Below are 18,086 nucleotides of genomic sequence, written 5' to 3' on the forward strand. Positions count from 1 at the left end.
GGGCGGCGCGGGCTGTGTCCCGGGTCTTGGGCGGGGTTTCTGGTGCCCCTCCCCCCCCCCCCCCCCCGCCCCCACCCCCCGCTCACAACGAGGCGAGTCATGCGCGAGGATGTGGCCATGCCTCTCGCACCTCGGTACCTGGCCGACGACGCCCGCTACGAGTCGATGACCTACCGCCGCACCGGCCGCTCCGGCCTCGACCTGCCCGCCCTGTCGCTGGGCCTGTGGCACAACTTCGGCGACGTGAACCCGTTCGACACGCAGCGCGCCATCCTGCGCCGCGCGTTCGACCTGGGCATCACGCACTTCGACCTGGCCAACAACTACGGCCCGCCGTACGGCTCGGCGGAGGAGAACTTCGGCCGCCACCTGGCGAAGGACTTCCGCCCGTACCGCGACGAGCTCGTCATCTCGACCAAGGCGGGCTACGACATGTGGCCCGGCCCGTACGGCGACCACGGCTCGCGCAAGTACCTGCTCGGCTCGCTCGACCAGTCCCTGACCCGCATGGGGCTGGACCACGTCGACGTCTTCTACCACCACCGGCCGGACCCCTCGACGCCGCTCACCGAGACGATGGGCGCGCTGGCGTCCGCCGTCCAGCAGGGCAAGGCGACGTACGTCGGCGTCTCGAACTACTCGCCGTCGCGCACCCGCGAGGCGGCGCAGGTGCTCGCCGACCTCGGCGTGCCGCTGCTCATCCACCAGCCCAGCTACTCGATGTTCAACCGGCACGTCGAGATCGCGGACCGCGACGACGCCTACGACGGCCACCAGAGCGAGTCGCTCCTCGACGTCGTGGAGGACCTGGGCGTCGGCACGATCGTCTTCTCCCCGCTGGCGCAGGGGCTGCTCACCGGGCGGTACCTGGGCGGGTCTGCGCCCGAGGGGTCGCGGGCCGCGCGCAGCGACTCGCCGTTCCTCTCGTCGTCGAACCTCACGGGCAACTACCTCGAGCGGGCGCGGGCGCTGAACGCGATCGCGGAGGGGCGCGGCCAGACGCTCGCGCAGCTCGCGCTGTCGTGGGTGCTGCGCGACCACCGTGTCACGTCGGCGCTCATCGGCGCGTCGTCGGTGGCGCAGCTCGAGGACAACGTGGCCGCCCTGTCCGCCCCGGCCCTCACCGACGACGAGATCGCCGCCATCGAGCCGCACGCCGTGGACGGCACCGGCCGCTGACCTGCGGGCCTCACCACGAGGGAAGGAGCGGTCGATGGTGGTCTGCTGGTTCGTCGGGCTGACGACGCTCGACGTCGTGCACCGGGCGTCAGGACGTCCGGGCCCGGACGAGAAGGTCACGGCCTCGCGGCAGGACGTCGCGGCGGGCGGTCCGGCCGCCAACGCCGCCGTCACGGCGGCCGCGCTCGAGACGCACGCGATCCTGGTCAGCGCGCTCGGCGCCGGGCCGATCGCGCAGGCGGTGCGGGCCGACCTCGACGACCGCGAGGTGCAGGTGCACGACGTCGCCGGCCCGGACGAGGAGTTCCCGGTCGCGGTCTCGGCGGTCCTCGTCGACGACGCGACGGGCCAGAGGTCGGTGGTCTCGCCCGACGCCGCGCTCGTCACGGTGCCCCCGCCCCGCCCGGACGCGCTCGCGGGCCTGCCGCGGCCCGACGTCGTCCTCTTCGACGGGCACCACCCCGAGGTCGCCCGGGCGGTGCTCGCGCACGTCGACGAGCTGCGCCCCCGCCCGCTGGTCGTGGTGGACGGGGGGCGGTGGCGGCCCGTGTTCGCGGAGCTGCTGGCCGCGGCGGACGTCGCGGCCCTCAGCGCGGACTTCGCGGTGCCGGCGGACGTGGTGCCCGGCGCGACCGACGCCGCGCACGGGGCGCTGCTGCTCGGGGCGCGGTCCGTGGTGGTCACCCACGGCGGCGACCCGGTCACCTGGGCCCGGCCGCGCCGGCGCGAGGACGGGACCGTCGAGGTCGGCGAGCGGGGCACCGTGCCCGTGCCGACCGTGGACGTTCAGGACACGCTCGGGGCCGGCGACGCGTTCCACGGCGCGCTGGCCGTGGACCTCGCCCGCGGGGCGGAGCTGCAGGACGCCTGCGCCGCGGCGGTGCGCGTCGCGAGCGTGCGCGTGCGGAAGGTCGGGCCACGCGCCTGGCTCGCCCACCTCCCCGAGCTGTCAGGGCCGCAGGGGGAGACCACTGACAGCCCGCGGGGCGAGGTGTGACACCGGTCGCGGCGACGACGCCGGAGCTCGTCGAGCGCGCCCGCCGGCTCGCGGTGGCGGGGGAGCGGCGGATCCTGGGGATCGTCGGTGCGCCCGGGGCGGGGAAGTCGACGCTCGCGCACGCGGTCGTCGGGGCGCTCGGGCCGGCCCTCGCCGTCGAGGTCGGGATGGACGGCTACCACCTGTCGGACGCCGTCCTCGCCGACCTCGGGCGGCGCGACCGCAAGGGCGCCGTCGACACGTTCGACGACGCCGGGTACGCGGCGCTCGTCGCCCGGCTCGCGGGAGCCCGGCCCGGCGACCCGCCCGTGTACGCGCCCGTCTTCCGGCGCGAGATCGAGGAGCCGGTCGCGGCCGGCGTGGCCGTGCCGTCCGACGTGCCGCTGGTCGTGACGGAGGGCAACTACCTGCTCGCGGCCACCGGGGCCTGGCCGCAGGCGCGGGCCCGCATGGCGGAGGTCTGGTACCTGGACGTGCCCGACGACGTCCGCCTCGCCCGTCTGGAGGAGCGCCACCGCGCCTTCGGCAAGAGCCGCGACGAGGCGCGCCGCTGGGCGCGCGGCTCCGACCAGGTCAACGCCGAGCTGATCGCGGCCACCCGGGCCGGGGCCGACGTCGTCGTTCGGTGGGTTGGTAGACGACGTCACCCCGGCGCCTCGCCCCGCCGCGGACAGGGTCGCGGCGGGTTCGCTCCGGCGAGATGTGGGAGCGGCGATGAGGCAGGTGCCGGCACGGACGGGCGCTGCGGCGGTGGTCGCGGTGTGGGCGCTCTCCGGCTGCTCGGGAGACGTGATGGGGGCGTGGCGGGGCTACGACGAGCAGTGCGCGGCGGAGCTGGAGAGCTATGGCCAGCCGCTCGTCGAGGAAGCCGCGGCGCTGGTCGAGGAGCTCGGCGGTCGCGCCGAGGGCGAGCTCTGGTGCGATGACTCCGCGGGGCCACCCGGGCTGGTGTCGGTCGAGCTGGACGCCGTCGGCGACGTCGCGGACCTTGAGGACCGGTTGGGAGCGGCCGGCTGGTCGCTGACCTCCTCGCGCTGGGTCTCGGCCGAGGCCTCGGCATCAGGAGCGGCCCCCGGAGCGCAGGCCCTGGAGCTCACCCTGGACGCCGACCCGAGCATCCTCCTGAGCGTCGAATGGTCGGCGCCGGACGCGCCTCCGGAGGGTTGGATCAGCCACGCCGGCTGATCGTGTCGCCGAGCCCGTTCAGAGCCGCTCGCGCGCCGCCTCGATGAGGGGACGGATGCGGTAGGGGATGAGCTCGCCCATGGACAGCGACGTCTCGGTGCGCTCCACGCCGTCGATGGCGAGGATGGCGGCGTCGATGCGGAACAGGTGGTCCGTGTCCCGGCAGACGACGTGCACGCGCAGGTCGGCGGCGCCGCTGTGCCCGTACGCCTGCACGACCTCCGGGATCTCCGCCAGCCGGTCGACGATGGCGGGCAGCTCGCGCTGGCGCACGGTGACCTCGAGGAACGCCGTCAGCGGGTGGCCCAGCGCGGCGGGGTTGATGCGGCGGTCGAAGTCGAGGAAGGCGCCCGACTCCTCGAGCCGGGTCAGCCGGGCGTGGACGGTGTTCCGGGACAGGCGCAGACGCTCGGCGAGGGCGGCGATCGTGGCCCTCGGGTCGTCGGCGAGGGCCGTCAGGAGGCTCAGGTCCACGGCGTCGTAGCTGCGCACATCGACCAGCGTAACGGGGTGGGCCTGAGCACTCTGCTCAACGTGTCGCGGGGTGCTGGTCGCACTCTGTGAGCGGCGTTACGTTCGCGGTATCCGGCGCTCGACGCGGAGCGGCCGGCGACACGCGAGGTGAGGCGACGATGCCCAGCACCATGGGTTCGACGTCCCGCGACGACCTGTCACGAGCGGGTGGAGCGCGGGCGGAGACGGCGTCCGGTACGACGGACGGAACGACGGCAGGCAGCACGAACGGCGGCACGACGGCGAGCACGGCGCAGCCGGGCGACGTGCCGCTGCGGCTGCTCGACGAGAAGGGCGTGCGGCACCCGGACCCGGCGCTCGACCGCTGGTTGACGGACGTCGACGCGGGCACGGACGAGGCCCGCGCGGCGCTGCTGGCGCTGTACGAGGACATGGTCGTGGCGCGCCGCATCGACGCCGAGGCGACGGCGCTGCAGCGGCAGGGCGAGCTCGCGCTGTGGCCCCCGCTCCAGGGCCAGGAGGCCGCCCAGGTGGGCTCGGCCACGGCCCTGCGGGGCGACGACTTCGTGTTCTCCAGCTACCGGGAGCACGCCGTCGCCCGCAAGCGCGGCGTCAGCCCCGTGGACCTGCTGCGCGTGTGGCGCGGCATCACGGCCTCGGGCTGGGACCCGTACGCCGTGAACATGGCGACGCCGCAGGTCATCATCGGCGCGCAGGCGCTGCACGGCGTGGGCTACGCGCTGGGGATCCAGGCCGACGTCGAGCGCGGCGCCGTCGAGGTGGGCGACGACGGCACGGCCGCCGTCGTCGCGTACGTCGGCGACGGGGCGATGAGCCAGGGCGACGTCAACGAGGCGTTCGTCTTCGCGGCCACCTGGCAGGTGCCGCTGGTCCTGTTCTGCCAGAACAACCAGTGGGCGATCTCCGAGCCGGTGACGCTGCAGTCGGGAGTGCCGCTGGTGCGCCGGGCGGACGGGTTCGGCGTCCCGGGGGTGCGGGTGGACGGCAACGACGTGCTGGCCGTCCTGGCCGTGACGCGCGAGGCCCTGCACCGGGCCCGCACGGGCGGCGGCCCCACCTTCGTCGAGGCCGTCACCTACCGCATGGGCCCGCACACCACCGCCGACGACCCGACCCGCTACCGCGACGCCTCCGAGCTGGACGCCTGGGCCGAGCGCGACCCGATCGCGCGGCTCGCCGCGTACCTGCGCGCGGGCGGCCTGCTCGCCGACGACGACGAGGCGCGGGTGCGCGCGGCGGCCGACGCCGTCGCCGCCGAGCTGCGGGCCGGCGTCGTCGCCCTCGAGGACCCGCCGCCGCTGAGCGTCTTCGACCACGTGTACGCCGAGCCCCACCCCACCGTGGCGGCCGAGCGCGCCGAGCACGCCGCGTACCTCGCGGGCTTCGCCGACACCGACGCTGACACCGACACCGAGGCCGACACCGGCGCCGGCACGACGACGACCGGCAGCGCCGGACAGGGGGCCGACCGATGACCACCCAGACCCAGGCCCTGACCCTCACCCTCGCCAAGGCGCTCGGCGCCGGGCTGCGCCAGGCCATGACCGACGACCCGACGGTCATGGTGCTCGGCGAGGACATCGGCCGACTGGGCGGCGTGTACCGCGTGACCGACGGGCTGCAGGCGGACTTCGGGCCGCGCCGCGTGGTCGACACGCCGCTGGCGGAGTCCGGCATCCTCGGCACCGCCGTCGGGCTGGCCTACCGCGGGTACCGGCCCGTGGTGGAGATCCAGTTCGACGGCTTCGTGTACGTGGCGTTCGACCAGATCGTCAGTCAGCTCGCCAAGATGCACGCCCGCACCAACGGGAAGGTGAAGCTGCCCGTGACGATCCGCATCCCCGTGGCCGGCGGCATCGGCGCGGCCGAGCACCACTCCGAGTCGCCGGAGGCGTACTTCGTGCACACCGCCGGGCTGCGCGTGGTGTCGGTGTCGAACCCGCAGGACGCGTCGACCGTGCTGCGGCAGGCCATCGCCTGCGACGACCCGGTCGTCTTCTTCGAGCCCAAGCGCCTCTACCACGTCAAGGGCGAGGTGGACCCGGCCCTGCCGCTCGACGACGCGCCGCCGATGGGCGCCGCGCGTGTGGTCGCGCCGGGGGACGACGTCACGCTCGTGACGTTCGGCCAGCACGTCGCGACGGCGCTCGACGCGGCGACCGCGGCGTCCGACGAGGGTGTCTCGGTCGAGGTCATCGACCTGCGCTCGCTGTCCCCGCTCGACCACGGCACCGTCGCCGCGTCCGTGCGGCGCACCGGTCGGCTCGTCGTCCTGCACGAGGGGCCGCGGCAGGCCGGCGTCGGCGCGGAGATCGCGGCGTCGGTCACCGAGCGCTGCTTCGACTTCCTCGAGGCGCCGCCCGCGCGCGTCACCGGGTACGACATCCCGTACCCGCCCGCGAAGCTGGAGGGCAACCAGGTGCCGGACCTCGACCGCGTGCTCGTCGCCGTGGACCGCGTGCTCGGTCGCGCGGGCGTGGGGGTGGGAGCGTGATGGCGACGCGCGAGTTCAGGCTGCCCGACCTGGGCGAGGGGCTGACCGAGTCCGAGGTCGTCGAGTGGCGCGTGGCGGTGGGCGACGCCGTCGAGCTCAACCAGGTGATCGCGGAGGTGGAGACCGCCAAGGCGCTGGTGGAGCTGCCGTCGCCGTGCGCCGGCGTCGTGCGGGCGCTGCACGCCGAGGAGGGGCAGACCGTCGAGGTCGGCGAGCCGCTGGTCACCTTCGACCTGTCCGACACCGCCAACCGGTCGGCCGAGGTGTCAGGACCAGCGCCCGGTATACCCGGCTCTGGCCCTGACAACTCTGGGGCTCCCGAGGCGTCAGGACGTGCGCGCGGTACGCAGGGCGCTGGTCCTGACACCTCGGCGGCGGAGGACGGCCCGGAGCCGAACCTGGTCGGGTACGGCGCGCGGCCCGCACGCTCGGGACGGCCGGCGCGACGCCGACGGCGGGACGTGCCGGCGGCTCCGACCGCGACGTCCACCCCGGTCGCGGTGAGCGCCCCCTCGAACGGCGTCGCCTCCGCCCCCTCGGACGGGCGGGGGGAGCGGCCGCGCTCGACGCCGGTCGTGCGGGCCTTGGCGCGGCAGCGCGGGATCGACCTCGCCGCGATCACGGGCACGGGCCCGCACGGGCGCATCACCCGGGACGACGTCGAGGCGGCGTCGCCGGGCGCGACGACGGCGGCCTCGACGGCAGTCTCGGTGGCGCAGCCGCCGACGACGGCACCCGCGAGGGTCGCGGACGGCGAGACGCGCACCCTCGTGCGCGGGGTCCGCAGGCGCACGGCGGCGGCGATGGTGGCGAGCGCGGCGGCGCCGCAGGCGTCGGTGTTCCTCACCGTGGACGTCACGCAGAGCATGGAGCTGCTCGCACGGCTCAAGGCGCACCCGATGGCGGGCGGGCAGCGGATCACGGTGCTCGCGCTGGTGGCGCGCGCCGTGCTCGCGCTGCTCCCGCGGCACCCGTCGCTCACGAGCCGCTGGGTGGACCTGCCGGGCGGCGAGGCCGAGATCGTGCGGCCGGCGCACGTGAACCTCGGCATCGCCGTCGCGACGGACCGCGGCCTCGTCGTGCCGCACGTGCCCGCCGCGGACACGCTGTCCCTGCCGGGCCTCGCCGCCGCGCTCACGGAGCTCACGACGACGGCGCGGGCCGGGCGGACCACGCCCGAGCGGCTGACGGGCGGCACGCTGACGATCACCAACGTCGGCGTCTTCGGGGTCGACTCCGGCACGCCGATCCTCAACCCGGGCGAGCCGGCCATCCTGGGGCTCGGCCAGGTCGCCCGCCGCCCGTGGGAGCACGACGGCGAGGTGGCGCTGCGGCAGGTGACGACGCTCAGCCTCACGTTCGACCACCGCGTGGTCGACGGCGAGCAGGGCGCCCGCTTCCTCGCCGACCTCGGGGCGGTGCTCGCCGACCCGGCGCTCGCCCTCCTGCTCGGCGGCGACGCCGCGCCCGCGACCTCCGGCGAGAGCGAGGCACCATGACCGTCCTCGCCTCCGCCGTCGACCCCCGCGCCGACGCCGCCCGCGCCAACGACGAGGCGCAGCGGGCGCTCGCCGACCGCCTGCGCGAGCGCACCGCGGCGGCCGCCCTCGGCGGCACCCCGCGCGCCCGCGACCAGCACGTCGCGCGCGGCAAGCTGCTGCCGCGCGACCGCGTGGCCCGCCTGCTCGACGAGGGCAGCCCGTTCCTCGAGATCGCGCCGCTCGCCGCGTACGGCGTGGACGCCGGGCCGGGGGAGCCGGGCGAGTGGCCGGGCGCGGGCGTGATCGCCGGCATCGGGCTGGTGAGCGGGCGGCAGGTGATGGTGGTCTGCAACGACGCGACCGTCAAGGGCGGCACCTACCACCCGCTCACCGTGAAGAAGCACCTGCGCGCGCAGGAGATCGCGCTGGAGAACCGGCTGCCGTGCGTCTACCTCGTGGACTCGGGCGGCGCGTTCCTGCCCCGGCAGGACGAGGTGTTCCCCGACCGCGACCACTTCGGCCGGATCTTCTACCACCAGGCGAGGCTGTCGGCGGCGCGTGTCCCGCAGATCTCGGCGGTGCTGGGCTCGTGCACCGCGGGCGGAGCCTACGTGCCGGCGATGAGCGACGAGACCGTCATCGTCCGCGACCAGGGCACGATCTTCCTCGGCGGGCCGCCGCTGGTGAAGGCGGCGATCGGCGAGGACGTCAGCGCGGAGGAGCTGGGCGGCGGGGAGCTGCACGCCCGACGCTCCGGCGTCGTCGACCACCTCGCCGACGACGACGAGCACGCGCTCGACCTGGTGCGCGACATCGTCGCGACCCTCCCGCCGGACCCCGAGCCGGCGTGGGACGTCGCGCCGTCGCGCGAGCCCGCCGTCGACCCGGCGGAGTTGTACGCCGCTGTACCAGTCGACGTGCAGCAGCCGTACGACCCGCGCGAGGTGATCGCGCGGATCGTCGACGGCAGCGAGCTGCACGAGTTCAAGCCCGAGTACGGCACCACGCTGGTCACGGGGTTCGCGCGCATCCACGGCCACCCGGTCGGGGTGCTGGCCAACGCGGGCGTGCTGTTCCGCGAGTCGGCGCTCAAGGGGGCGCACTTCGTCGAGCTGTGCGACCAGCGCGGCATCCCGCTGCTGTTCCTGCAGAACATCTCCGGCTTCATGGTGGGCCGCGACGCGGAGGCGGGCGGCATCGCCAAGGACGGCGCCAAGATGGTCACCGCCGTCGCCACCACACGCGTGCCGAAGCTGACCGTCGTCGTGGGCGGCTCGTTCGGCGCCGGGAACTACGCCATGTGCGGGCGGGCGTACTCGCCGCGCTTCCTGTGGTCGTGGCCCGGGTCGCGGATCTCCGTGATGGGCGGGGCGCAGGCGTCGTCGGTGCTCGCCACCGTGAAGCGCGACCAGCTCGCCCGCCGCGGCGAGGAGTGGGACGCCGGCGAGGAGGAGGCGTTCCGCGCGGAGATCCGCGACGGCTACGAGGTGGCCGGCGACCCGTACCACGCGACGTCGCGCCTGTGGGACGACGGCATCGTGGACCCGCCCGACACCCGCCGCGTGCTCGGCCTCGCGCTCGGCGTGTGCGCCCGCACGCCGCTGCCCGACGGAGCTCCCACGACCGCCCCGACCGAGCCCCGCTTCGGGCTCTTCCGGATGTGAGCCGCATGACGACCGCACCGATCGAGACCGTCCTCGTCGCCAACCGCGGCGAGATCGCGTGCCGCGTGATCGGCACGCTGCGGCGGCTGGGGATCCGGTCCGTCGCCGTGTACTCCGACGCCGACGCGGGGGCGCGGCACGTGCGCGAGGCCGACGTCGCCGTGCGCCTCGGGCCCGCGCCCGCGGCGCGGAGCTACCTGGACGTCGAGGCGGTCGTGGCCGCGGCCGTCGCGACCGGCGCCCAGGCGATCCACCCGGGCTACGGCTTCCTCTCCGAGAACCCGGCCCTGGCCCGGGCGTGCGCGCGGGCCGGGATCGTCTTCGTCGGGCCGTCGGTCGAGGCCCTGGAGACGATGGCGGACAAGGCCGCGGCCAAGCGCCTCGTCGCCTCCCACGACGTGCCCGTGCTGCCCGGCACCGTGCAGGACGGGCTCGACGACGCGGCCCTGGTCGCGGCGGCCGGCGACGTCGGGTTCCCGCTGCTGGTCAAGCCCGTCGCGGGCGGCGGCGGCAAGGGCATGGAGGTGGTGCGCACCGCGGAGAGCCTGCCGGGCGCGCTGGCCTCGGCCCGGCGCGTGGCCGCGGCGTCCTTCGGCGACGACGGGCTGCTGCTGGAGCGGCTCGTCGAGCGGCCGCGGCACATCGAGGTGCAGGTGCTGGCCGACACGCACGGCGCGGTCGTGCACCTGGGCGAGCGCGAGTGCACGCTGCAGCGCCGCCACCAGAAGGTGGTCGAGGAGGCGCCGTCGCCCGCGGTGGACCCCGAGACCCGGGCCCGGCTCGGCGAGGCCGCCTGCGCGGTGGCGCGGTCGGTGGGCTACGTCGGTGCGGGCACGGTGGAGTTCCTCGTGCCGGGCGACGACACCACCGCCTTCTGGTTCATCGAGATGAACACCCGGCTCCAGGTGGAGCACCCGGTCACGGAGCTGGTCACCGGCCTGGACCTGGTGGAGCTCCAGCTGCGCGTCGCGGCGGGCGAGCCGCTCGGGCTCCGCCAGGACGACGTCCGCCTGGACGGGCATGCCGTCGAGGCCCGCCTGTACGCGGAACAGCCGGCGCGGGGCTTCCTGCCCGCGGCCGGGCGGGTGCTCGCGTACGACGACGCCGGCGTCGCGGCGGGCCCCGGGGCCACGCCCCGGCGCCTGGACAGCGGGCTCCTGCCCGGCGCCGAGGTGACCGGCGACTACGACCCGATGCTCGCCAAGGCCGTGGCGTGGGCGCCCACCCGGGCCGAGGCGATCGCGCGGCTGGACGGCCTCCTGGCCGACGTCGTCGTGCTGGGGTTGGAGACCAACGCCGGCTTCCTGCGCGACCTGCTCGCCGACGACGACGTGCGCGCCGGCCGCCTCGACACGGGCCTCATCGACCGCTTCGTCACGGAGCTGTCAGACGCACAGCCCACCGGAGCACCGTCAGCGTCTGACAACGGTGCCGGGCCTACCGACGTGTCAGACGTGCAGGGCACCCGAGCACGACACGTGTCTGACAGCTCGTTGGTCGCGGCGGCGCTGCTCGCGCACGCGTCATCAGCTGCCGCGGCCGGCCCGTGGGCCGCCTTCGACGGCTGGCGGCTCAACGCGTCGGCCGCGCCCCGCTGCTCGGTGCTCGTCGACGCGGCCGGCGCGGAGCACGCCGTCGCCGTCACCGGGTCGCCCGACGACGCCGTCGTCACCGTCGACGACGGCGAGCCGGTGCGGGCCGCCCTGCGCGCGCTCGACGGTCTCGCCGGTGGCCGCCACCTGCTCACCGTCGACGGCGTCACCCTGCCCCTGGCGGCCGCTGTGAGCGGAAGACGCGCCCACGACACGCCGGGCGACGGGGCCGACAGCCCGCTCACAGCGCCGCCCGCGGTGGTGTGGGTGCACGTGGACGGACGGGCGTCGTCGTTCACCGTGCTCGACCGGGCGGCGCTGGCCGCGCGACGGCGCGCGGAGCGCGCGCTGGCCGGCGGCGACGGCGCCGCACCCGGCGCCACGACCGTCCGGGTCGCCATGCCCGGAACGGTGTCCGCCGTGCCCGTCGCGGACGGCGACGTCGTCGCCGCGGGCCAGCCCGTCGTCGTCGTCGAGGCGATGAAGATGGAGCACCCGCTGCTCGCGCCCGTCGGCGGCGTCGTCCGCCTCGACGTGCGCGCGGGCGACCAGGTGCGCCTGGACCAGGTCGTCGCCGTCGTCGACCCCGCCGTCGACACCTCCGTCGACACCCCGCCCCGCACCACCGAAGACCCTGCTCCCGCTCCGGCAGACCCCGCCGTCGCGGCAGCACACACTCCGGCAGACCCAGCCACCCGAGGAGCGTCATGATCAGCGAGACCCAGTCCACCGTGCTCACCGACGAGCAGCGCAAGCTCAGCGAGGTCGTGCGCGAGTTCGCGGACCAGGTGGTGGCGCCCGCCGCCTACCGGTACGACACCGAGCGGCGCCTGCCCGTCGAGATCATCGAGCAGATGGGCGAGCTGGGGCTGTTCGGCCTGCCGTTCCCGGTGGACGTCGGCGGGCAGGGCAAGGACTACGTGTCGCTGTGCCTCGCGGTCGAGGCGCTCGCGCGCGTGGACCAGTCGATCGCGGTGACGCTCGAGGCGGGCGTCGGGCTCGGGATCATGCCGATCTTCCGGCACGGCACCGACGCGCAGAAGGAGCGCTGGCTGCCCGACCTGGTGAACGGCCGGGCGCTCGCCGCCTTCGGCCTCACCGAGGCGGGCGCCGGGTCGGACGCCGGCGCCACCCGCACCACCGCCCGCCTCGAGGAGGGCGCGGGGCCGGACGGAGCGGGCGAGTGGGTGATCGACGGGTCCAAGCAGTTCATCACCAACTCCGGCACGCCGATCACCAGCGTCATCACCGTCACCGCCGTGACCGGCACGCGCACCGGGGCGGACGGCGCGACCCACCCCGAGCTCTCGTCGTTCCTCGTCCCGGCCGGCACCGCGGGTCTCACCGTGGGGCCCGGCTACGACAAGGTCGGCTGGCACACGTCGGACACGCACCCGCTGACGCTCGACGGCGTCCGCGTGCCGGCGGGGAACCTGCTGGGCGAGCAGGGCCGCGGCTACGCGAACTTCCTGCGGGCGCTCGACGAGGGCCGCATCGCCTTCGCCGCCCTCGCGACCGGCGCCGCGCAGGGCTGCCTCGAGGAGGCGCTGCGCTACGCCAAGGAGCGGGAGGTCTTCGGCCACGCGATCGGGGGCAACCAGCACATCGCGTTCACGCTGGCGCGGATGCAGGCGCGTGTGCACTCGGCGCGGCTGTGCTGGCTCGACGCCGCCCTCAAGCAGGTGCACGGCAAGCCGTTCAAGGCGGAGGCGTCGGTCGCGAAGCTGGTGGGCGGCGAGGCCGCGATGGCGAACGCGCGCGACGCGTCGCAGATCTTCGGCGGCTACGGCTTCCTCAACGAGAACGCGGTGGCCCGGCACTACCGCGACTCCAAGATCCTCGAGGTGGGCGAGGGCACCACGGAGGTGCAGCTCATGATCATCGCCCGCGACCTGGGGCTGGCGTCGTGAGCCCCGGCCGGGCGCCGAACAGGCGGTTGACACCGTTATGCCGTCGTTCGGCCCCCGATAACGGTGTCAACCGCCTGTTCGGCACGAGCGAGGGAGGGCGTCATGCGTGACGAGGTGCAGCGCGGGCTGTACTACGACGAGCTGGATCCGGACGTGCGGTACGTGCACAAGCCCGGTCGCACGATGACGGAGGCGGACGACGTGCTCTTCACGTCCGTCACGATGAACCCGCAGGGCCTGCACCTCGACGCGGCGTGGGCGGCGACCCAGCCGTTCGGCAGGCCGCTCGTGAACTCGATGCTCACGCTGGCCACGCTGGTGGGGCTGTCGGTGGCGCACCTGACGCGCGGCACGCTCGTGGCGAACCTGGGCTTCACGGAGGTCGCGTTCCCGCACCCGATGTTCCACGGCGACACGCTGTACGGCGAGACGACGGTGCTCGACCGGCGGCTGTCGCGCTCACGGCCCGGCACGGGCGTCGTGACCGTGCAGCACGTGGGCCGCAACCAGGACGGCGACGTCGTGGCGAAGGCGGGGCGGACGATGCTGATGTGGACCCGCGAGGGCCACGAGGAGCACGAGCACAAGAACGCCAGCGAGCATGGCGGGGGAGTGCTGTGAACCCCGCCCCCTTCACGCTCGGGCCGGCGCTCCTGTTCTGCCCGGCCGACCGGCCCGACCGGTTCGCCAAGGCCCTGGACCGCGCCGACGCCGCGATCCTCGACCTGGAGGACGCCGTCGCGCCCGGGCACAAGGACGCCGCCCGCGCCGCGCTGGTGGACACCGTCCTCGACCCGGAGCGCGTCATCGTGCGCGTCAACGCCGTCGGCACCCCGGAGCACGACTCCGACCTCGCGGCCCTCGCCCGCACCCCGTACCGCACGGTGATGCTGCCGAAGGCGGACGGGCGGTTCGTCGGCCCGCTGCTCGCGCCGGACGGCGGCCCGTACGCCGTCGTGGCGCTGTGCGAGACGGCCGCGGGGGTGCTCGCCGCGCCGGCGCTGGCCGCCCGGCCCGACGTCGTGGCGCTCGCGTGGGGCGCCGAGGACCTGGTGGCCTCCCTGCACGGCACGTCCAGCCGGCGGGCCGACGGCGCGTACCGCGACGTCGCGCGGCATGCGCGGTCGGCGGTGCTGCTGGCCGCCGGTGCGGCGGGGAAGGCGGCGATCGACGCCGTCCACCTGGAGATCGACGACGTCGCAGGGCTGCGCGCGGAGGCGCAGGACGCCGCGGCCAGCGGGTTCGTCGCCTCGCTGTGCGTGCACCCCAGCCACGTCGCCGTCGTGCGCGCCGCCTTCGCGCCGTCGGAGGCGGAGGTGGAGCGGGCGCGCGAGGTGCTCGCTGCGGCCTCCGGGCGGGCGGAGGCGCTCGCGGACCTGGCCGGGGACGGCGCACGGCGGCGCTCGGCCGACGCCGGCGTGCTCACCGTGGGCGGGCAGATGATCGACGCGCCGCTGCTCCGGCACGCCGAGGCCGTGCTGCGACGGGCGGAGCATGGCGAGGAGGGGGCTCCCGACGAGCCCCGCACCGGACGTACGGTCGAGGAGAACGGGGGACGACGATGACGGTGTCGAGGACGGTGGACCGGCGTCAGCCCAGCGCGGTGGCCGCGCTGGACGGCCTGCTGCACGACGGCATGACGATCGCCGTCGGCGGGTTCGGCCTGAGCGGCAACCCGAACGACCTCATCGAGGCGGTGCGCGACTCCGGGGTGAAGGACCTGACCGTCGTGTCCAACAACATGGGCGTGGACGGCAAGGGCCTCGGCATCCTGCTGGAGAACGACCAGGTGCGGCGCGTCCTCGCGTCGTACGTGGGGGAGAACAAGCTGTTCGCGCAGCAGTACCTGGACGGCGCGCTCGAGGTCGAGTTCGTGCCGCAGGGCACGCTCGCCGAGCGGCTGCGCGCGGGCGGCGCGGGCATCCCCGCGTTCTACACGCCCACCGGGGTCGGCACGCCCGTCGCGGAGGGCAAGCCGGTCGACGAGATCGACGGCCGCCGGTACGTGCTGGAGCGGGCCATCGTGGCCGACCTGTCGCTGGTGCACGCGCGCCGCGCGGACCGGTTCGGCAACCTCGTCTACCGGTACACGGCGCGCAACTTCAACCCGGTGGTCGCCACGGCCGGGCGCGTGACGGTCGTCGAGGCGGAGCAGATCACCGACGAGCCGATCGACCCGGACGTCGTCGTGACGCCCGGCATCTACACCCACCGCCTGGTGCTGGCGCGCGAGCGCGTCAAGGACATCGAGCAGCGCACGGTGCGCCCTGCGCAGACGGGCGCCGCGACGACGGCGGGAGGTGCGGCATGACCTGGACGCGCGACGAGATGGCGGCCGTGGCGGCGGCCGAGCTGCGCGACGGAGACTACGTCAACCTCGGCATCGGCATCCCGACGCTGGTGGCGAACCACCTGCCGCCCGGCGTCGGCATCACGCTGCAGAGCGAGAACGGGCTGCTCGGTATCGGGCCGTTCCCCGTCGAGGGCACCGAGGACGCCGACCTCATCAACGCGGGCAAGCAGACGGTGACCGCCGTGCCGGGCGCGAGCTTCTTCGACGCGGCCGACTCGTTCGCCATGATCCGCGGCGGGCACATCGACATCGCCATCCTCGGAGCGCTGCAGGTGTCCGCCACGGGCGACCTGGCGAGCTGGACCGTGCCCGGCAAGCTCGTCAAGGGGATGGGCGGCGCGATGGACCTCGTGGTCGGGGCGCGGCGCATCGTCGCCCTCATGGACCACGTGGCCCGCGACGGGTCGCCCAAGCTGCGCCGGCGCTGCACGCTGCCGCTCACCGGGGAGGGCGTCGTCGACCGGGTCGTCACCGACCGTGCCGTGCTCGACGTCACCGACCACGGCCTGGAGGCGGCCTTCGTGCTGCGCCGGCTGGCTCCCGGCGTCACGGTCGAGGAGGTGCGCGAGGCGACCGAGGCGGAGCTGGTCGTGGAGCTGGAGGACGAACCCAAGGACGGGGCCGGGACGGGCGACGGCTCGCCGGCCGTGGCAGAGGAGGGACGACGATGACCGTGATCGCGGGGTACCGGCGGACGCCGTTCGTGCGCTCGAACGGGGCGTTCGCGGCCGTGCCGGCGACGACGCTGGGCGCGCACGCGCTGGCGGCGGCGCTCGCGGCGGCGGGCGTGGAGCCGGGGGAGGTGGACGTCGTCGTGGGCGGGCAGGTGCTGCAGGGCGGAGCCGGGCAGAACCCGGCCCGGCAGGCGGGCGTCGGCGCCGGGGTGCCGATGACGGTGCCCGCCGTGACGCTCAACGCCGTCTGCCTGTCCGGGGCGGAGGCCGTGGTGCAGGCGCACCGCCTGATCGTGGGCGGGGAGGCGCGGGTCGTCGCGGTGGTCGGGATGGAGTCGATGACGCTCGCGCCGCACGCCTGGGTCGGCTCGCGGGCCGGGCAGAGGTTCGGGCCGGTCGAGCTGATCGACACGATGGCGCACGACGGGCTGACCGACGCCTTCGAGCACGACTCGATGGGGCTGAGCACCGAGCGGCACGGCGAGGCGATGGCGGCCGCGGCCTGGAACACGCGCGAGGCGCAGGACGCGCTGGCCGTCGCGTCGCACACGCGGGCGGCCAAGGCGGCCGAGCTGCTGGCCGAGGAGATCGCGCCCTACGACGTGCCTGGGAGGCGCGGCGCCGTGCGGGTGGAGGCCGACGACGGCGTGCGCCCGGACTCGACGCTCGACGGGCTGGCCCGGCTGCGGCCGGCGTTCCGCGAGGACGGCACGATCACCGCGGGCAACGCGTCCCAGATCTCCGACGGCGCGGCGGCGCTGGTGCTCATGGCCGACGACGTCGCCGCGGCACGCGGGCTGACCGGGGTGCGGGTGCGTTCGCACGCGCTCGTCGCGGGGCCGGACGTCGGCCTGCATGCGCAGCCGGCGAACGCGATCGCCGCCGCCTGCGAGCGGGCCGGCGTCGCGCCGCGCGACCTCGGCGCCGTCGAGATCAACGAGGCGTTCGCCGCCGTCGTCCTCGCGTCGGTCGACATGCTGGGGCTCGATCCGGAGCTGGTGAACGCGCACGGTGGCGCCATCGCGCTGGGGCACCCCATCGGCGCGTCGGGCGCGCGCGTCGTGGGGCACCTCGCCCGGCGGCTGGAGCTGCTCGGGCCAGGGTCCGTGGGTGCCGCGGCGCTGTGCGGAGGCGGGGGCCAGGGCTCGGCGGTGCTGCTGGAGGCGTGACGGCGCGCCCTCTCGCGCGTCGCGGCGGCAGTTCGGGCTGACGTCGGCAGTTCGAACTGCCGCGCTGAACCCGAACTGCCGCCGCGAGCGCCGGCCCGGGAGCCCGCGGCACCGATCGTTCCTGGCCGGTCGGTGGCACCGGACCTGCGCGGCCGGGCAGGATGGTGCGTCGTGACGACGACGCGCGACCCCCGACCGCCCCGCATCCTGATCCTGGCGGGCCGCGGCCGCCACGAGGACCCCTGGCACGACCACGCCGCCACCTCGCACCGGCTGGCGCTGGTGCTCTCCGGTCTGGAGCTCGCCGCCGGCCCCCCGGAGGTCGCGGTGCGCTCGACGTTCCCCGACAGCCTCGACGACCTGGACGGCGTCGACCTGCTCGTCGTCAACGCCGGCACCCCGTGGCCGGGGCTGCGGGAGGCCGGGATCGGGCCCGACGACGCGGCGTGGGCGCAGTTCCACGCGCGGCTCGACGCGTGGGCGCGCGACGGCGGCCGGATCCTGGCCGTGCACCAGGCGGCGAACGCGTTCGGCGACCACCCGGCGTGGGAGGAGGTGCTCGGCGGCCGGTGGGTGCCCGGCACCTCGATGCACCCGCCGCTGGGCCCGACGACCGTGCCGCTGGCGATCGGCGCACACCCGATCACCGAGGGGCTGGGCGCCGTCGACGTGGTCGACGAGCGGTACTGCCACCTGCGCGTGGCGCCGTCGTCGCAGGTGCTGGGGTGGGTGGTCGACGACGACGGCGAGCGGCACCCCGCCGTGTGGGTCGCCGACGCGCACGGCGGCCGCACCGTGTACAGCGGGCTGGGGCACGACGTGCGCGCCTACGACTCGCCGTCGCACACCGAGCTGCTGCGCCGCGCGGCCCGCTGGCTGCTGGAGGGCTGAGC

17 protein-coding genes are annotated in these 18,086 nt (G+C 75.5%); 16 read left to right on the top strand and 1 reads right to left on the bottom strand.

Annotated features, from left to right (window positions below; all coding sequences use genetic code 11):
• Positions 1–117 precede the first annotated feature (117 nt).
• Genes mgrA through ACH436_RS09470 form a run of 4 tightly spaced genes read left to right on the top strand, consistent with a single transcriptional unit; the run spans position 118 to position 3,361 of the window.
• Complete coding sequence (gene mgrA / locus ACH436_RS09455) at positions 118–1,179, top strand: L-glyceraldehyde 3-phosphate reductase (RefSeq protein ID WP_430559949.1); 1,062 nt, start codon at positions 118–120, stop codon at positions 1,177–1,179.
• Between the two features lie 34 nt (positions 1,180–1,213).
• On the top strand, positions 1,214–2,176 hold the full coding sequence (locus ACH436_RS09460) for a carbohydrate kinase family protein (protein WP_430559950.1): 963 nt from the start codon (positions 1,214–1,216) through the stop codon (positions 2,174–2,176).
• On the top strand, positions 2,173–3,102 hold the full coding sequence (locus tag ACH436_RS09465) for a nucleoside/nucleotide kinase family protein (protein WP_430559951.1): 930 nt from the start codon (positions 2,173–2,175) through the stop codon (positions 3,100–3,102). Before ACH436_RS09460 ends, ACH436_RS09465 begins: the two co-directional genes overlap by 4 nt.
• Positions 3,103–3,124: 22 nt before the next feature.
• Entirely contained in the window at positions 3,125–3,361 is a 237-nt protein-coding gene (locus ACH436_RS09470) for a hypothetical protein (RefSeq protein ID WP_430559952.1), read from the top strand.
• Between the two features lie 18 nt (positions 3,362–3,379).
• Here ACH436_RS09470 and ACH436_RS09475 read toward each other — a convergent pair whose 3' ends face one another.
• Entirely contained in the window at positions 3,380–3,853 is a 474-nt protein-coding gene (locus tag ACH436_RS09475) for an Lrp/AsnC family transcriptional regulator (RefSeq protein ID WP_430559953.1), read from the bottom strand.
• A 140-nt stretch (positions 3,854–3,993) separates the two neighbouring features.
• On the opposite strand from ACH436_RS09475, the gene ACH436_RS09480 reads away from it, so the two are divergent.
• The 12 genes from ACH436_RS09480 to ACH436_RS09535 all read left to right on the top strand — a co-directional run bounded on the left by ACH436_RS09480 (position 3,994) and on the right by ACH436_RS09535 (position 18,084).
• Complete coding sequence (locus tag ACH436_RS09480; protein WP_430559954.1) at positions 3,994–5,331, top strand: thiamine pyrophosphate-dependent dehydrogenase E1 component subunit alpha; 1,338 nt, start codon at positions 3,994–3,996, stop codon at positions 5,329–5,331.
• Positions 5,328–6,350 carry an alpha-ketoacid dehydrogenase subunit beta gene (locus ACH436_RS09485; RefSeq protein ID WP_430559955.1) on the top strand — a complete coding sequence of 341 codons (1,023 nt, stop codon included), beginning with the start codon at positions 5,328–5,330 and terminating at the stop codon, positions 6,348–6,350. The genes ACH436_RS09480 and ACH436_RS09485 overlap by 4 nt, the downstream gene beginning before the upstream one ends.
• A complete protein-coding gene (locus ACH436_RS09490; protein ID WP_430559956.1) occupies positions 6,350–7,849 on the top strand; it encodes a dihydrolipoamide acetyltransferase family protein in 1,500 nt (499 codons plus the stop codon). The genes ACH436_RS09485 and ACH436_RS09490 overlap by 1 nt, the downstream gene beginning before the upstream one ends.
• Positions 7,846–9,495: a carboxyl transferase domain-containing protein gene (locus tag ACH436_RS09495; protein ID WP_430559957.1), complete on the top strand. Its 1,650-nt coding sequence runs from the start codon at positions 7,846–7,848 to the stop codon at positions 9,493–9,495. Before ACH436_RS09490 ends, ACH436_RS09495 begins: the two co-directional genes overlap by 4 nt.
• A gap of 5 nt (positions 9,496–9,500) precedes the next feature.
• Positions 9,501–11,798 (top strand): biotin carboxylase N-terminal domain-containing protein, encoded by a 2,298-nt coding sequence (locus tag ACH436_RS09500; RefSeq protein WP_430559958.1) that lies wholly within the window; start codon positions 9,501–9,503, stop codon positions 11,796–11,798.
• Positions 11,795–12,997: an acyl-CoA dehydrogenase family protein gene (locus ACH436_RS09505; RefSeq protein WP_430559959.1), complete on the top strand. Its 1,203-nt coding sequence runs from the start codon at positions 11,795–11,797 to the stop codon at positions 12,995–12,997. Before ACH436_RS09500 ends, ACH436_RS09505 begins: the two co-directional genes overlap by 4 nt.
• Positions 12,998–13,099: 102 nt before the next feature.
• On the top strand, positions 13,100–13,618 hold the full coding sequence (locus ACH436_RS09510) for a MaoC family dehydratase (RefSeq protein WP_430559960.1): 519 nt from the start codon (positions 13,100–13,102) through the stop codon (positions 13,616–13,618).
• The gene (locus tag ACH436_RS09515; RefSeq protein ID WP_430559961.1) at positions 13,615–14,562 is read left to right on the top strand and encodes an HpcH/HpaI aldolase/citrate lyase family protein; all 948 of its coding nucleotides are present in this window, start codon (positions 13,615–13,617) and stop codon (positions 14,560–14,562) included. The genes ACH436_RS09510 and ACH436_RS09515 overlap by 4 nt, the downstream gene beginning before the upstream one ends.
• On the top strand, positions 14,559–15,308 hold the full coding sequence (locus ACH436_RS09520; RefSeq protein WP_430559962.1) for a CoA transferase subunit A: 750 nt from the start codon (positions 14,559–14,561) through the stop codon (positions 15,306–15,308). The genes ACH436_RS09515 and ACH436_RS09520 overlap by 4 nt, the downstream gene beginning before the upstream one ends.
• Positions 15,305–16,021 carry a CoA transferase subunit B gene (locus tag ACH436_RS09525; protein WP_430559963.1) on the top strand — a complete coding sequence of 239 codons (717 nt, stop codon included), beginning with the start codon at positions 15,305–15,307 and terminating at the stop codon, positions 16,019–16,021. Before ACH436_RS09520 ends, ACH436_RS09525 begins: the two co-directional genes overlap by 4 nt.
• Positions 16,018–17,193, top strand: coding sequence for an acetyl-CoA C-acyltransferase (locus ACH436_RS09530; RefSeq protein ID WP_430559964.1), 1,176 nt, complete (start codon positions 16,018–16,020; stop codon positions 17,191–17,193). Before ACH436_RS09525 ends, ACH436_RS09530 begins: the two co-directional genes overlap by 4 nt.
• A gap of 171 nt (positions 17,194–17,364) precedes the next feature.
• Positions 17,365–18,084: a ThuA domain-containing protein gene (locus tag ACH436_RS09535; RefSeq protein ID WP_430559965.1), complete on the top strand. Its 720-nt coding sequence runs from the start codon at positions 17,365–17,367 to the stop codon at positions 18,082–18,084.
• Positions 18,085–18,086: the final 2 nt, after the last annotated feature.

It is taken from the genome of Isoptericola sp. NPDC019693 (assembly GCF_044389085.1).
Classification (GTDB): Bacteria; Actinomycetota; Actinomycetes; order Actinomycetales; family Cellulomonadaceae; genus Isoptericola.

Coding starts and splice junctions, on each gene's coding strand:
- mgrA (WP_430559949.1), top strand. CDS start 118: ATGCCTCTCGCACCTCGGTACCTGGCCGACGACGCCCGCTACGAGTCG.
- ACH436_RS09460 (WP_430559950.1), top strand. CDS start 1,214: ATGGTGGTCTGCTGGTTCGTCGGGCTGACGACGCTCGACGTCGTGCAC.
- ACH436_RS09480 (WP_430559954.1), top strand. CDS start 3,994: ATGCCCAGCACCATGGGTTCGACGTCCCGCGACGACCTGTCACGAGCG.
- ACH436_RS09485 (WP_430559955.1), top strand. CDS start 5,328: ATGACCACCCAGACCCAGGCCCTGACCCTCACCCTCGCCAAGGCGCTC.
- ACH436_RS09490 (WP_430559956.1), top strand. CDS start 6,350: ATGGCGACGCGCGAGTTCAGGCTGCCCGACCTGGGCGAGGGGCTGACC.
- ACH436_RS09495 (WP_430559957.1), top strand. CDS start 7,846: ATGACCGTCCTCGCCTCCGCCGTCGACCCCCGCGCCGACGCCGCCCGC.
- ACH436_RS09500 (WP_430559958.1), top strand. CDS start 9,501: ATGACGACCGCACCGATCGAGACCGTCCTCGTCGCCAACCGCGGCGAG.
- ACH436_RS09505 (WP_430559959.1), top strand. CDS start 11,795: ATGATCAGCGAGACCCAGTCCACCGTGCTCACCGACGAGCAGCGCAAG.
- ACH436_RS09510 (WP_430559960.1), top strand. CDS start 13,100: ATGCGTGACGAGGTGCAGCGCGGGCTGTACTACGACGAGCTGGATCCG.
- ACH436_RS09520 (WP_430559962.1), top strand. CDS start 14,559: ATGACGGTGTCGAGGACGGTGGACCGGCGTCAGCCCAGCGCGGTGGCC.
- ACH436_RS09525 (WP_430559963.1), top strand. CDS start 15,305: ATGACCTGGACGCGCGACGAGATGGCGGCCGTGGCGGCGGCCGAGCTG.
- ACH436_RS09530 (WP_430559964.1), top strand. CDS start 16,018: ATGACCGTGATCGCGGGGTACCGGCGGACGCCGTTCGTGCGCTCGAAC.